The following is a 15,185-nucleotide window of genomic DNA, read 5'->3' on the forward strand; positions in this document are numbered from 1 at the left end:
TTAAGTTCTGCCTCTTCTAGTAATCTTCCAATATGGCGAACAGATATGCTTTCAATAATCCCTTGTTTGATGATTTCATCTGCCAGTTCTCTAGCAGCTTGTCCTATAAATCCTAATGTTCGATCTCTTGTATTAGCTTGAATTCGGAGATTGTTAGAGTAGCTTGTGTAAACCGCTCCCATTGCATTTGGATATTGGAACAAAGGCAATTGAAGGCGAAGAAACGAGGCGACATCAGGTTCTTCTCTCAACAAGAAACGTTTGGTTGTCTCACTAACTCTAACCACCCACCCAGATACTGATCTCTCAAGAAAGTAAAGTCCTAAGTACGCTGGATAAGCACTTATTTCATCACGAAACTTTGATACATCTAACCTACCAGCTTGTGTCAAAGGTAATGCAGACACTGCTTGCGTTAGGTAAGATGCGCGTGGACTAATACGTTGTAGACGGCTTTCAAACGCAGAACGATCATAAAGCCGTCCATCAAATTCACCAAATATTGCTGCCAACTCCGCTAATTTATCAGGCCATTCATCGCCGCTTGAATGTATTTTATGGCTGAACAAATCAATAATCATGAGCTACAAGTTTTTATTTATTCTTGAAGATAATCAAGCCCTAATATTTGTATGAAATCTTCATAGCTCCTTTGTTTTTTTTTTCTCAAAAATATGCACACGCAGATGCTCTGCCAGAAGTGTAGCGAAAAGGGGAGGAACCGCATTTCCGACTTGCCGAATAACGTGCCGTCCAGTACCATAAAATTCCCACCAATCTGGAAAAGTCTGCATACGTGCTGATTCACGTGGCGTTACTTCTCTCGGAACGAATGGATGAATATGACCTTTACCACCACCTTTGTCAGAACCAACAATTATCGTAAAGCTTGGACGCTCTGGATGTAGTTTATTTATTCTCGTTTTTGGATCGCGCTCTCCAAATTTTAAGTTTTCATACCGAGAGACAATTCTTGGGCTATGTTTTCTTCCGATGTGATTAAGAACTGTACTGAATGTTCCTGGCTCAGGCAAATATCGGAGCGCCTCCCTAACAGTACGGTAATTCTTAAGTGCTAATAATGATTTACTACCGTGCGTTGGAAGCATTCGGGGAACAATTGACCCATTTTTTGCTCCTATAACAAACACCCTTTCACGGAATTGAGGGATTCCATATTCAGCCATTTGATAACTATGTGTAGATATTGCGTATGTACCGCCTATTGTTAATTCACTCAGTATTTCTTCAAACAACTTTCCATCATGAATAGATTTTAAGCCAGGTACATTTTCAAAAACAAATGCTTTAGGTTTGATTTCCTGAATAATTTTTAGATATTCCCATACTAAATTACCGCGTGGATCATCTAGCCCTTTACGACGACCAAATATAGAGAATGCTTGGCATGGTGGACCACCTAAAATAATGTCAATTTCGCTATCATAAAGCTCTGCCTTTCTTAGCAAATATTCTGCTGAAATTTCTGTTATATCAGCCGTTATTGAGTGCGCGTCGTTATAAAATATTTTTCTTCCATTGTTGAGTATTAGCGTTTGACAAGAAAATGAATCTATGTCAGTAGAGCATCCAACTCTAAATCCTGCTGCTGAAAATCCTAAATCTAATCCTCCTCCTCCAGAGAATAGAGATAGTGCCATCAATTCTTTTGTGCCAGCATTAAGTTTATTCTCTATTGCTGTCATTTCTCTAATTTTTAGAGCATTTAATTTTTTTTCTAATACCACAGGTTCGTAATTCATTTTACTCCTTGACGGATAACAGATTGAGAACGATCGCCACGTTGTTTGATTTCAGCGATTTTAGCAGCAAAATCTTCAGGTGATTGTGCTAGGTTCTCATCCTCCAAAGCAGAATCAGGCGGAGTGTGTGCTTGCTCTAAAGATGCCAGAATCGAAGCTCCAGTGGAAGGTGATCTGGTCACTTCTGATTGAGATGGAACTGTTTTCTGAAAAACAAGAAATGCTATATATTGCTCAACCTGAGTCAGTTGGTCATCTGGAAGTTGAGCAATCTGTTGTTGAAGTTGACGGCGGCGGTCAAGGATAGTCATCGGACATCTCGCAGGAACAACTGAACTTTCATTTTACTCAATTGATACAGTAGCAATGCTTTTGACGATGATCGGCTTTGTAAAGTCTAGTTGTACCTGCAAATTTATTTAACGCTTCTAAACCACTCAGTAATCCCCTGAGCGATCGCATTTGCGATTTTCTTTTGTTCTTCTGGGTTCACTACCTGCTCAAATTCATCGGGATTACTCATAAAACCCAATTCCAGCAACACCGATGGCGCAGCAGTTGGACGTGTCAGCGCTAGGTTATCCCAAAACACACCATAGGAAGGTCTGCCAAGTTTTTTGACTACATAGTTCTGTAAAAATATTGCCAAGTTATGGGCTTGGGGTTGATACCAAAATGCGGCGAATCCCTTGATTTTTTCGGCATCGCCATCATCGGGTAGGGAGTTGTGATGTATGGAAATAGCGATCACTGGTTCTTCTCGACTGATAATTGCCTGACGTTCTACTAGCGAAAGTTCGCGATCGTCCTCCCGCGTCATTACCACCGTTGCTCCTCGCTTCACCAACTCGTCGCGCAGCAACTTAGATACTACCAAATTCACATCTTTTTCTAAATATCCAGTTGGGCCACTGGCACCAGTTTCTTTACCGCCATGCCCTGGATCTAGTACAATCTTGAAATTAGCTAAAGGCTTGCGTCTTGTGTTCCCGATTTTAGGCGGATGATGCAAAGCTAAAACCAGGGTTGTACCGTCGTATCTCAGCTTATATCCCCACTGTTGGGCTTTTTTGAGGTTAAAGGTGTATTTTACTTGTCCTGGAGCTTCCTGTTGCCAATCTAGGCCAGAAATCAGGGGGTCATCATCCAGGCGAATAATGTCGGTTTGGGCAGTGGTATTGTAGAGAGTGAGAGCGATCGCTTGCTGACTTTGTTGTACGCTCACAGGTACGGGAATTTGTAAGGGGAAAACTATCTCTGTCGCACCAGGGAGTTGACGGTATCCGACACTGCGAATTATTGTCTGTGGCGGAATTGCACCAGGTAGAATGCGCGTTTCGTGACTATTAATCCAAGCGCCATAGTCTAGGCGCAACCATTCACCTTCCCTACCTGTTACTGTTGCGCGTGTGCCTTTGGGCAGTGGTGTAAGTCGAGAATAATCGGTGTTCGGACCAGTGCGAGCAACGCCTGCGTCTGCCGTTACTTCAGCAACTGGCAACTCTGATCTTGAGAGGATTTGAATCTTACCAGATCCTGGTTGAGTTATTGTCTTGCCATTGAGCGTCAGTTGAAACTGAGGTTGCCCCAGATCGGCGGCTGTTGCCACTGTGGTGCAACCTTGATAATTGCCTACGCTAGACTGGGCATAAGGCTGATTTTGCCCTGTCAAAACTGCCAAATTACTTGGTAGTTGTACCTGTTGAGGTTGGGGTGAAAGGGCAATAGTTTGATTAGCCAACTTGACAGAGACATTGGCGTTAGGGGGTGCGACCCCTTGGGGAAGTTTCGCTAACGCGCTAAAACAGATCAGTTCTCCCGGTAGTCTGGCAATGTCAGCTGCGGGAGTCAGGGAATCTTTCGCAAAGCCTAAACCTTGTGGTAGTTCAAGTCCAGTGGTAAGCCTTGTCACCTTAATCTGGAGTTCTTGATTGTCGTGACGCACAGTAAAAAGATTCTCCCCCAACTGCAAGGGGAAACTAGGGGAAAAATGACCAGCTTTGCTGCGGGTAACTGGCTTACCATTGATCAAAACCTGACCATCTGGTGGTGCAGTGCCCAGAAAGAAGATTTTTTCGGCACTCGTCTGGTAGTTTGTCTGGGGAAAAATGACTATAAGAGATGGCTCTGCCAATGCTACGGAGGATGTGAGAATACAGCCGAATATTACTAATCCTAAAAGGTTTTTCACAGCAAATCACAGAAGATTACACCACAATAACTGTGGCACAATGACGGGATGTATTTTTAGAAGTTGTTAGAAATTCAAAGTCCTATGACTAAGTTTATCTTTGTAACTGGAGGCGTAGTTTCCAGTATTGGTAAAGGCATTGTAGCAGCAAGTCTAGGGCGTTTGCTCAAGTCGCGCGAATATTCGGTGTCGATTCTCAAACTCGACCCTTATATCAATATCGATCCTGGCACGATGAGTCCCTTTCAGCATGGGGAAGTATTCGTTACCCAGGATGGTGCGGAGACAGATTTGGACTTGGGGCATTACGAACGCTTCACTGATACCTCAATGTCGCGCTTGAACTGTGTTACTACTGGCTCGATTTACCAGGCAGTCATCAATAAAGAGCGACGCGGAGACTACAATGGCGGTACTGTACAGGTGATTCCCCATATTACCAATGAAATAAAAGAGCGAATTCTGCGAGTTGCTAAAAGTACAAACCCCTCTGTAGTGATTACAGAAATCGGCGGTACGGTGGGAGATATTGAATCACTGCCGTTTTTGGAAGCAATTCGCCAGTTCCGCAAAGAGGTGGGACGGCAGAATGTGTTGTATATGCACGTAACGCTGGTGCCGTGGATTGCCTCTGCGGGTGAAATGAAAACTAAGCCAACACAGCATTCAGTTAAGGAACTGAGATCCATTGGCATTCAACCAGATATTTTAGTTTGTCGGAGCGATCGCCCCTTACCCAAGGGATTAAAGCAGAAATTGTCGGGATTTTGCGATGTCCCCGAAGAATGTGTGATCACTTCCCAAGATGCCAAAAGTATCTATGAAGTACCGCTAAATCTGGAATGGGAGGGAATGGCAGAACAAGTGCTGGACTTGCTGCAAATGGAGCAACGTAAACCAGATTTGACCCAGTGGCAAACCCTAGTAAAACGGTTACATAGTCCCAAGCACGAGGTAGAAATTGCCATTGTCGGTAAATATGTGCAGTTAAGTGATGCTTACCTATCTGTAGTGGAAGCACTTAACCATGCTGCAATCTCCACTTATGGCAAACTGCGTCTGCGTTGGGTGAACTCAGAAGATTTGGAAACTGAGCCAGCCGAAACTCATCTTGAAGGTGTCGATGGCATAGTTGTACCGGGAGGTTTTGGTGTTCGGGGAGTGGATGGGAAAATTGCTGCGATTAAATACGCGCGCGATCGCCAAATTCCCTTTTTGGGTTTATGCCTGGGAATGCAATGTTCTGTGATTGAATGGGCTAGGCACGTAGGGGGATTGACAGATGCTAATAGTGCTGAATTTGACCCCTATACAACCGATCCGGTAATTAATTTATTGCCAGGACAGCAGGAAGTAGTTGATTTAGGGGGTACAATGCGCTTGGGGCTATATCCTTGTCGTGTTCTTCCTAATACTCTAGCTTTCAAGCTTTATCAAGAAGATGTAATTTATGAACGACATCGACATCGATATGAGTTTAACAATGATTACCGCGATCTGTTATTGAAGTCTGGCTATGTGATCAGTGGCACTTCTCCCGATGGACGCTTAGTTGAAATTGTGGAATTATCCAAGCACCCATTCTTTCTTGCTTGCCAATTCCATCCAGAATTTCAATCGCGCCCCAGTACCCCTCATCCCTTATTTAAAGGCTTGATTCAAGCAGCGATCGCTCTTTCTATCTCAACATCTGGTAAACCAACACCATTGGAGGTGTCGTAACAATTCAAAATTCAAAATTCAAAATTAATTTTTAGATTTTGAATTCGTGCATAGCAACATTAACTTAAGGCTTCAGCAGATTTGGACATTCAGGGTGCATCATTTGTAAATTTCGGACTTGAGGAGATGTTGTGGCGTACTGGGTGAGAATCCTTTACGAGAGGAAAGAATATGTAGTGGATTTTGAGTGTGTCCATGCTTTTTGTTATGAACTGAATGGTAGGGTTACTTTTTGGTTGCCCGATAGTGCCATTCCCATAGTGATTAACCCACAAAGTAACCTGGAAGACTATCAAAAAATTCTCAATTATTTAGAATCTGTGACGGGGTTGAAATTAGATCATGCCCACTGGGTGAAAATTATTTACGAAAAAAAGGAATATGTAATTAATCTCAACTGCATCAGTTGCTTTTGTCATGAACCGAACGGTAGGATAACTTTTTGGTTGCCAGATGGCACTATCTCCATCATCATCAACCCTGTGAGTAATCCTGAATCATATCAAAAAGTCATTCAATACGTTAAGAAAGCAACTGGATATTCTTTGTCTTAGGAATTAGGACAATATCATTTTACGTGTGAATCTAAGTGTTAATGCTGCATAGTATTAAGTAATAGTAATTTTTGTATAAAATTTATCAACCTCATCCCTGTTGCGAGATCAGGTTGCTTTATCCCGGCTTTCTCACCACATTTCTCAAAGCCTGATAAAACCTAGATTTCTGCGTTTCACACTAGATCAAAATTCTTCCCAGACAAAAATGCCCGAAATATAGTCTGGGCAAAGGTTATGATTAATGCGATGCCGGCGGTGGTAACTGAGCTTGCCTTTCTCTACGAGAAGGGTCGAAGTGCTGATGTAGCCAACGCAATACTTGTGAGAAATACGGGTTTAATGCTTGTATCAGATAAAGATGGACTCGATATTAATTAAATTAGTAGATTTACTGAAGGCAGTTATTGTCTTTTCTTCATAAATTGAGTAGTTGATTACTGTCAGGTTATCAAAAAATCTTTACCTTTACTTTTCCAGTTAATTTTTATTGAATTAATCTGGACGAGAAGTCATGGCTGCTGTTTGACAACCAAAGTTTGTTGTTTTTCGCTAATCAATAGTGATGGGATGAATCCCTATATTTAAGAATTTGTCAAAAAGAATTCAGAAATTTAAAGTTTTTTTAATTACACAATTCTTAATGAGGGGATTTACTTAGGAAAGCATTTGTGATATTTTCATGTAGATTATCATAAATTAAAATATCCGACGCTAAGTTTAACAACTGCGTTTATGTGTCTTGGTTTGACGATAAGTATCCATCTTGCATACTTGCAATGCTAAATATTAATTTTCAACTTGTATAAATTAACGCGATGATGGCGTAAATTATCTAGCGTTAACCAAGTGATAACTTGTCCTCGATCTATTTACAGTATCTTTGTTTTGAATAATGCATAACATTAGGAACCCTGTGATATGGATGCAGAACTGCAATTAGACAAAGCTACCCTCTGTGCTTTTAGATATTCATCCACACTGAATAGCAGAGAAATCTTGCGGCTGCTGGCATAAAATTAAACACTGCTACTGTTAGTAAAAGAGATACTCCCTAATATTTTCGACTTTATTCCTCACTTTTTCCTTCGACTTGTTTTATATGACTTACATTAAGAACACTTTTGCCGAATTTCTCACCACCCTAGAAGGGTTTGATCAGTTACCAGATGGAGCGATCGCCAATCTATCAGAACAGCTGCAAGCTTGGCGCTATCGCATCGGTCAGAAAATCATTGGTAAAGAAAGTCTGCCGCAACAGATCACGATCATTTATGAGGGACAAGTGCGCCTGTTGGGATATGACCCCCAGACGCAACTACCAATCACCCTAAAATTACTGCAACCGGGCGAAATTATCGGCGAAATTGGTTTGCTGCGCGATGTCGCCTGTGAGACAGCGATCGCTTCCACCGAAGTAGTATCTTTAAGCTTGAGTGCATCGGCATATTTTAGCTTTCTGACTTTATACCCAGCTTTTGCCGATGCTCGCAAGAACCGCAGTTATTTGGTGGAAGTTTTCGATATTCTCAGTTCCTATTGGCAAAAGCAAGCAATAGCTACTTTAAATCTCAGAGAACTGGCAGAAAATGCCTTACCACAGGCGAAAATACACTACCTCTCTCCAGGAAAAACTCCATTCAACCAACTAGATCGCGAAAGGGTCTGGTTTATCAGTGGCGGTGGGACAGTCACGAATTTATCACCTAGCGATCGCCTAGAATCGGACGATAATAGAGACAATATCCAAGTCATCAGTCAAAACCCCGCACGGTTGCTTGGTATACATCCGTCAGATTTGATCTTGGAAGTCCCTCATCAGACAGAACTTGTGGTAAGTGACACCAAATCAAATAGCGCCCAGGAACTAGATATCCCCTATGCATCGAACGAAATAGTTCCACAGACAGCCCCTCAGACCTCAAAGAGTTCGCTAAAATACAAATACCCGTTTTTTAGTGGTAACGGAGAACTAAATACAGCCTTCGCCTGCTTCCAAATGATCGCGAAGCACCTAGAAATGCCCTTTCGTCGAGAGGTGGTTCGCCGCATCTTAACTGAGCAAGTCAAACGTCAGGGTACTATATCGTTTCAAGTTACTGCTTACCTAGCAGAGTTAATCGGACTTAAGGCGCAGTTGATAGAGCTACCAGTCGCCTCTGTAACGCGCATTCCTACACCAGCATTAATTCGCTATGGTGATAATTTTGCGGTTTTATATGCAGCAGATGCAAATACTGTGGTTGTCGGTGTCCCATCCGAAGGAATTGTGCGCTGCAAACCCGCCGAATTGATTGAACAATTAGATGTTGATCCAACCAACTTTCCGCCCCAAGTTAGAGTATTACTGCTCACTCCTACCAAAGAAACACCCCAAGAGCGCTTTGGTTTACGGTGGTTTCTGCCCTATTTGTCACGCTACCGTCGAGTCCTGATAGAGGTCTTTGTCGCTTCCTTTTTCGTGCAGTTGGCGGCGTTGGCAAATCCTCTGGTCGTCCAGGTAATTATTGACAAAGTTATCACTCAAAATAGTATTGGTACTCTACATATTTTGGGGGTTTTGCTATTAGTAGTGGCGATATTTGAAGCGGTGTTGACTACCTTACGAACCTACTTATTTGTTGATACCACTAACCGGATCGATATGAGTTTAGGGTCGGAAATCATCGATCACTTACTACGTTTACCTCTGCGCTATTTTGAACGCCGACCAGTGGGGGAACTTTCCACTCGCATCAACGAACTAGAAAATATCCGCCAATTCCTCACGGGTACTGCTTTAACAGTGGGGTTAGATGCTCTATTCTCACTGGTTTATATCGGTGTGATGCTGATTTACAGTTGGCAACTCACCTTAGTAGGCTTAAGCACAATTCCGGTGTTTATCATTGTGATCTTAATTGCTTCTCCCACCATTAGCAGACAATTACGTGGCAAAGCCGAACGCAACGCTGAAACTCAATCTTATTTAGTGGAGGTGATGTCAGGAATTCAAACAGTAAAAGCGCAAAATATTGAATTGCGAACCCGCTTTTCCTGGCAAGAACGTTACGCTCGATTTGTCGCCGCTGGTTTTAAAACAGTTGTGACTTCTACCCTCGCCAACTCTACCAGCAGCTTCCTCAACAAACTCAGCAGCTTACTAGTCTTATGGGTTGGAGCTTATTTAGTACTTAAAGGAGAATTAACTTTAGGCGAATTAATTGCCTTTAGGATTATATCGGGTTACGTCACCAGTCCAATATTGCGCTTGGCTCAACTCTGGCAAAGCTTCCAAGAAACTGCCTTGTCCATAGAACGTTTAGGGGATATTGTCGATACACCACAAGAAGGAGAAACAGACCGTTACAATATACCCTTACCGACGATCAAGGGAGCTGTCAAATACGAAAATGTTTCCTTCCGGTTTGGCACAAGTGGCCCTCTGCAACTTTCTAATGTCACCCTCGAATTTGCTCCAGGTCAATTTATCGGCATTGTCGGACAAAGTGGATCTGGTAAAAGTACGATGATGAAGTTGCTACTGAGACTTTACGAAACCGAGTCCGGCAGAATTTTGATTGATGATTATGATATTGCCAAAGTGGAACTTTATTCACTGCGACGGCAGATAGGCGTAGTTCCCCAAGAGACATTATTGTTTGACGGCAGCGTTCAGGAAAATATTGCTCTGACGAATCCCGATGCAACAACCGAAGAAATTATCGAAGCGGCTCAGGTGGCTTGCGCCCACGAGTTTGTCATGAACTTGCCCAACGGTTACAACACGCGGGTGGGAGAACGGGGTTCTGCACTTTCAGGTGGACAACGACAGAGAATTGCGATCGCCCGCTCTGTTTTACAACGACCAAAATTATTAGTTTTAGATGAAGCAACTAGCGCCTTAGATTATCCCACAGAACGGCAAATATGTCTGAATTTAGCTAAAGCATTCAAGGGTGATACAGTATTTTTTATTACCCACCGACTGAACACCGTCAGTAATGCAGATAAGATCGTCGTGATGGATAATAGCAGGGTTATAGAACAAGGCAGCCATCAAGAACTAATGGCTATTAAAGGTCATTATTCTTATCTGTATCAGCAACAAGATGTTAACTTGTAATTAGTCATTGCTGGTGGGAGCATGGCATGAGAAAATTCTCTGTTTGACTAACATTCCATAGATACAGCAATCAGTGTAAAGTAGGCAATGTCACAAATATCAAAATCCCAGTTTTCGGCATTGATAAATAGTGCCCACCCTACAAAAAATCTCAAACCCAAAACCCAAAATCGTTATGACTCAACTTAATGGGAATCACCTCAACGGTAATCAGAAAAACGGAGTAAAGCAAGATTCACAGGTACTTACAAAGCAACAGACAAAGGAACAGAAAGCTGCTCGACAGTCTTTAACTAACTCAAACACTCAAGAATTTGAGCAATCCATTGTCTTGCGCCAATCTCCAATTTGGTCGCGTACAATCATGGTTACTCTAATTCTGCTAGCCTGTTTTGGAATTGGTTGGGCTTATTTTGCAAAAATTGAGCAAGTAGTGCCAGCAACAGGGCAATTAAAACCACAAGGAACAGTCAAAGAAATTCAGGCTCCTGTTAGTGGAGTGGTGAAAACGGTTAATGTTAAAGATGGACAAGAAGTAAAGCCAGGAGATTTGTTGCTGACTTTTGATTCCATCGCTTCTGTTGCTGAATTAAATTCTTTGAAGAACATTCGCTTTGCATTAATTAAAGAAAACCAGATTTATCGCCGATTGATGAGTGCAAGCACCACCACAGGATCTGAACTCTCATATTTGGGCGGGAATTTGCCACCAGAAACTGCTTTTCTGTTGAAAAGTCGGTCAGCGCTAGTAAAAGAAAATGAATTATTGCGGACTCAATTAAAAAATTCTGGACAAGATACTGCGGTAGGAATTGATGAGCAAAAACTTCTAGAAGTTGCCAAGAAAGAATTAGATTCTCGCTCCTTAGCAGCCCGATTAGAAGTAGAAAAAACTAAAAAACAACTTAGTCAAAATCAATTTAAGCTGGAAGATAGTAAAGCAAGTTTAGCTATTCAACGGGGGATTTTAAATAAGCTGAGGACATTAGCACAAGAAGGTGGAATTTCTCAACTCCAGTATCTCAACCAGCAACAAGAAGTACAAAACCGTACGGCGGAAGTAGCGCAACTAGGTGAGGAAACAAAACGCCTCCAGTTTGATATAGAAAAAGGACGACAAGAGTTAAGCAATACTGTGGCTCTTTCTGATAAAACCATTTTGGATAAGATAGCTGATAACAAACAGCGTATTGCCGCAATCGATAGCCAATTCACGAAAGTTGTGCTGGATAATGAGCAGCGTTTGGCAGATGTTAATAGTAAAATATCTCAATCACAGTTAAATATTAGATATGAAGAACTCCGTGCGCCTGTAGCTGGAACAGTTTTCGATTTACAAGCAAAAAGCCCTGGATTTGTAGCGACTCCAACGACAAAACTGCTACAAATTGTCCCAAATGAAAACTATATAGCTGAAGTTTTCATCACTAACAAAGATATTGGTTTTGTACGAAAAGACATGAAGGTAGATGTCAGAATTGACTCCTTTCCTTACAGTGAGTTTGGCGATATCAAAGGAAAAGTGATTGACATCGGCTCAGACGCATTACCGCCAGACCAAACACATCAGTTTTATAGATTTCCGGCAAGAATCTCATTGGATAAACAATCTTTATTGATTAAGGGTAAAAAAGTCAACTTGCAATCAGGTATGTCCATCAGTGCCAATATAAAAGTGCGCGAAGAACGGAGTGTGCTGAGTTTATTCACTGAGTTGTTTACCAAGCAAGTTGATACTCTTAAAGAGGTACGTTAATTTGTTAATTTGTAAAAGTGATCTCTCACAACGGGCTGTGACCCTCTCTACGAGACGCTCTTGCTAGCTTACTTCCCCTTAGGGGTACGAATACTTGCTAACGATTCTCTACCAGACGCGCAAGGGACGCTATCAGTCAATACAGTTCAGTTAACGTGAGTTCGACGGTTAGAAAACGGCAAAAAGCTTGCTAGATATGAAACATGATAAACTGGGCAGGTGTTGCGTGCGATGCCTGCGGCGGGCTACGCCTACGCTAACGCTCTTTCATCACTCTGCTCAAAGAAAAATCTCAGCCAACTTTTAAATAAGAGTCAGAAACTAGGTTTGGAGCTTTATTTTCTAACATTATGGCTAAAATCATCCTTTTTGCCTGAAAGTCTTGTTTAGCAAGGATTATTGTTTTTTCTCTGGAGAGAGTGATTAAAGAGCGCTAAGATTGATTGAGATTAAGTAAAAAAGGCACAAAAAAACGCCGAGACTAAAAATATCTAAGAAAAATGAGGGTCTCGGCTATGTCTACCATTGTATCTCGCCTCGATATCGTGCAAATTTTCTGTGACATAGATGATTTCTGCAATCAATGGGAAAAATTGTGGCAGCAAATACCACAGCTACCATCAACAACGGGAGAACCTCGCAGTAAATCAAGGATGCATTTATCAGAGGTGATGACAATAGCCATTGCATTTCATGGTAGTGGTTATAAGACTTTCAAGGAGTTCTACACGTTGCATGTTTTACAAAGGTGGCGTGGAGCATTCCCCAACTTGGTGAGTTACACCAGGTTTGTGGAACTGATGCCTTCTCTTCTCTACGAGAGGCTGCGCCAACGAGACGCTACGCGAAGGTGTTTAATGTTATTGTGTTCTTTCTTACATACACGCACGGGAGAGGTTACGGGGATTAGTTTTATTGACTCAACCCCAATTGAAGTTTGTCATCGATGCCGCGCACACGCGCACAAGGTGTTTAAAGGATTAGTCAAATGGGGTAAAAATTCGGTCGGTTGGCAATGCAGGTTTTAAACTTCATTTGATTATTAACGACTGTGGAGAATTGCTTGCATTCAAGCTGACTCCGGCAAAGGTTGACGACAGAGTGCCAGTCCCAGATATGACTAAGGATCTAATTGGTAAACTATTTGGCGACCGGGGATATATCTCCCAAAAATTATTTGAAGAATTATATGAACGGGGATTACAGTTCGTTACCAAATCCAAGAAGAAGATGAAAAACCGCTTGGTAAAACTGATTGATAAAATTCTTTTACGCAAGCGAGCAGTCATTGAGTCGGTCAATGACCATCTCAAAAATATGTGTCAAATAGAACACTCTCGACATCGTAGTCTATTTAACTTTTTGGTCAACTTGATGGCTGGTTTGGCTGCCTACACCTATCTGCCCAAAAAACCCTCAATTGACATTTACCCAAAAGATTTGCCTGCACTGTCTCCTGCCGTTTTTTAGTGCTGTCGAACTCACGTTAATGTAAGCTAATCAACGCAGATTCGCGGCACTGCAACCTTTTGAAAAAGGTGCGGCGATGTTTCTGCACTTGATGGGTAATGGCTCAACTTGGCTTTGAACTCTGGATTATTGAACGCTCGCTTAAAGTCTTCCACCGATTCCCAAACCGCGTAATTAATAAAGACGCAACTCTCACCGATGCCACGATGAAGCTGTGTGGAAATGTATCCGGGTTGCTCTTTCATATAGGCAGAGTCATCTACCCAAGCCTTGATAAGCGCATCAACATCTTCAGGAGCAACATTGAATTTGTTGATTAAAATGACAGGACTGATATTTTCGTCCAGTTGCATTTGGAGTGTTACTAACTTATCCATTTCAACAAATTTTAGCATAACTTGAATCTCCTTAGTCTATTGAATTTAACAGCGTGTTGCATTCTAGCAAGTCGGTACATCGGAATAAATCTAATTTACAACTATTTCAGCTTTAACTGAATCGTATTACCTTTTAACTACCTTCTACTTCTGATTTAAGTCAGTTCGTTGAACCTCTCCTCAACCCCTCTCCGACGCGGAGAGGGGCAGAAATATTCTTCGTTTCAAACGAGAAAATCTATCTTTTCAAAGCCTCTCTCCCTGTGGGGGAGAGGTTTGGAGAGGGGTTTTTTAGATCCGTCGAATTCACGTTCAGTTAAGCATTTCCTCCTTCTCTTTGCGTCCTTGACGTTCTTCTCTACGAGACGCTGCGCGAAGGCGGTAGCCTGCGGCAAGCCGCTTTGGGTCTACGTTAAAAAAATTGACTTTGACAAAGACAGGACTTACGCAAAATAATAAAAAAACGAACCGCAAAGGACGCAAAGGAATAAGAGTTTCAGAGAGTTATGCGTAAGTCCTAAAAGAGTTTTAGTTTTAACCCAAGCGTATTGCGCTATCAATGACGCAAATTCATCGCTGCTTGCAGCTAAGACTTGATATGATGGAGCCGCAGCTACGCCCGTTGTAGACATCGCTTGATCATAAAGCTTGAGATAAAATTGTTAAAAGCCTATCACACACATCAAGATTTTACAATGGTTAATTCTCAACGCATCGAACCCGCTCCTGGACAAGAATCAGTTTGGGATTACCCCCGTCCTCCTCGTCTGGAGGACACAAGTAAACATATCCAAATAATCTTTAACGGAGTAATAATTGCAGATACCCACAACGCCAAACGTGTTTTAGAAACTAGTCATCCTCCTTCCTACTACATTGCCCCTGCGGATATCAAAATGGAATATTTGCAGCTGACCCCGCAATCTAGCTTTTGCGAGTGGAAGGGAAGTGCTATTTATTACACAATTCGAGTTGGTGAAAAAGAAGTCCATAATGCTGCCTGGTTCTACCCTAACCCTACACCAGCGTTTGAATCTCTCAAGGACTACGTAGCTTTTTACGCTCATGTAATGGATAAATGCTACGTGAATGGCGAAGAGGTGCAACCACAACCAGGTAACTTCTACGGTGGTTGGATCACCAGTGATATTGTTGGGCCTTTCAAAGGCGCTCCTGGTACTTGGGGATGGTGACAGTACGCTTGGGTTAAGGAAATTTATCTGTTAAAGCAGGCAGGGGGAACAGGG

9 protein-coding genes and 2 pseudogenes are annotated in these 15,185 nt (G+C 42.2%); 6 read left to right on the forward strand and 5 right to left on the reverse strand.

The features are described from left to right. The 4 genes and pseudogenes from V7K36_RS00710 to V7K36_RS00725 form a co-directional block, all read right to left on the reverse strand. Positions 1 to 581, reverse strand: a pseudogene (locus V7K36_RS00710) (hypothetical protein); the annotation flags it as partial. A gap of 60 nt (positions 582 to 641) precedes the next feature. After that, a complete protein-coding gene (locus V7K36_RS00715; RefSeq protein ID WP_335112350.1) occupies positions 642 to 1,763 on the reverse strand; it encodes a DNA cytosine methyltransferase in 1,122 nt (373 codons plus the stop codon). After that, positions 1,760 to 2,074: a hypothetical protein gene (locus tag V7K36_RS00720; protein WP_335112352.1), complete on the reverse strand. Its 315-nt coding sequence runs from the start codon at positions 2,072 to 2,074 to the stop codon at positions 1,760 to 1,762. Before V7K36_RS00720 ends, V7K36_RS00715 begins: the two co-directional genes overlap by 4 nt. A gap of 104 nt (positions 2,075 to 2,178) precedes the next feature. Continuing rightward, entirely contained in the window at positions 2,179 to 3,954 is a 1,776-nt protein-coding gene (locus V7K36_RS00725) for an N-acetylmuramoyl-L-alanine amidase (RefSeq protein ID WP_335112354.1), read from the reverse strand. A gap of 84 nt (positions 3,955 to 4,038) precedes the next feature. On the opposite strand from V7K36_RS00725, the gene V7K36_RS00730 reads away from it, so the two are divergent. The 5 genes and pseudogenes from V7K36_RS00730 to V7K36_RS00750 all read left to right on the forward strand — a co-directional run bounded on the left by V7K36_RS00730 (position 4,039) and on the right by V7K36_RS00750 (position 13,561). Continuing rightward, positions 4,039 to 5,676 carry a CTP synthase gene (locus V7K36_RS00730; RefSeq protein ID WP_335112356.1) on the forward strand — a complete coding sequence of 546 codons (1,638 nt, stop codon included), beginning with the start codon at positions 4,039 to 4,041 and terminating at the stop codon, positions 5,674 to 5,676. A gap of 131 nt (positions 5,677 to 5,807) precedes the next feature. Continuing rightward, positions 5,808 to 6,230: a hypothetical protein gene (locus V7K36_RS00735; protein ID WP_334827584.1), complete on the forward strand. Its 423-nt coding sequence runs from the start codon at positions 5,808 to 5,810 to the stop codon at positions 6,228 to 6,230. Between the two features lie 1,102 nt (positions 6,231 to 7,332). Beyond that, positions 7,333 to 10,335 carry a peptidase domain-containing ABC transporter gene (locus V7K36_RS00740; protein WP_335112358.1) on the forward strand — a complete coding sequence of 1,001 codons (3,003 nt, stop codon included), beginning with the start codon at positions 7,333 to 7,335 and terminating at the stop codon, positions 10,333 to 10,335. A gap of 175 nt (positions 10,336 to 10,510) precedes the next feature. Next, positions 10,511 to 12,091 (forward strand): HlyD family efflux transporter periplasmic adaptor subunit, encoded by a 1,581-nt coding sequence (locus V7K36_RS00745; RefSeq protein WP_335112360.1) that lies wholly within the window; start codon positions 10,511 to 10,513, stop codon positions 12,089 to 12,091. A 515-nt stretch (positions 12,092 to 12,606) separates the two neighbouring features. Beyond that, positions 12,607 to 13,561: pseudogene (locus tag V7K36_RS00750) on the forward strand (IS982 family transposase). A gap of 26 nt (positions 13,562 to 13,587) precedes the next feature. Here V7K36_RS00750 and V7K36_RS00755 read toward each other — a convergent pair. Beyond that, a complete protein-coding gene (locus V7K36_RS00755; RefSeq protein ID WP_335112362.1) occupies positions 13,588 to 13,956 on the reverse strand; it encodes an antibiotic biosynthesis monooxygenase family protein in 369 nt (122 codons plus the stop codon). 677 nt (positions 13,957 to 14,633) lie between these two features. On the opposite strand from V7K36_RS00755, the gene V7K36_RS00760 reads away from it, so the two are divergent. Continuing rightward, the gene (locus tag V7K36_RS00760; RefSeq protein ID WP_335112364.1) at positions 14,634 to 15,131 is read left to right on the forward strand and encodes a DUF427 domain-containing protein; all 498 of its coding nucleotides are present in this window, start codon (positions 14,634 to 14,636) and stop codon (positions 15,129 to 15,131) included. The last annotated feature ends 54 nt before the right edge of the window (positions 15,132 to 15,185 follow it).

This window comes from Nostoc sp., from assembly GCF_036919555.1.
In the GTDB taxonomy this organism is placed as follows: Bacteria; Cyanobacteriota; Cyanobacteriia; order Cyanobacteriales; family Nostocaceae; genus Nostoc.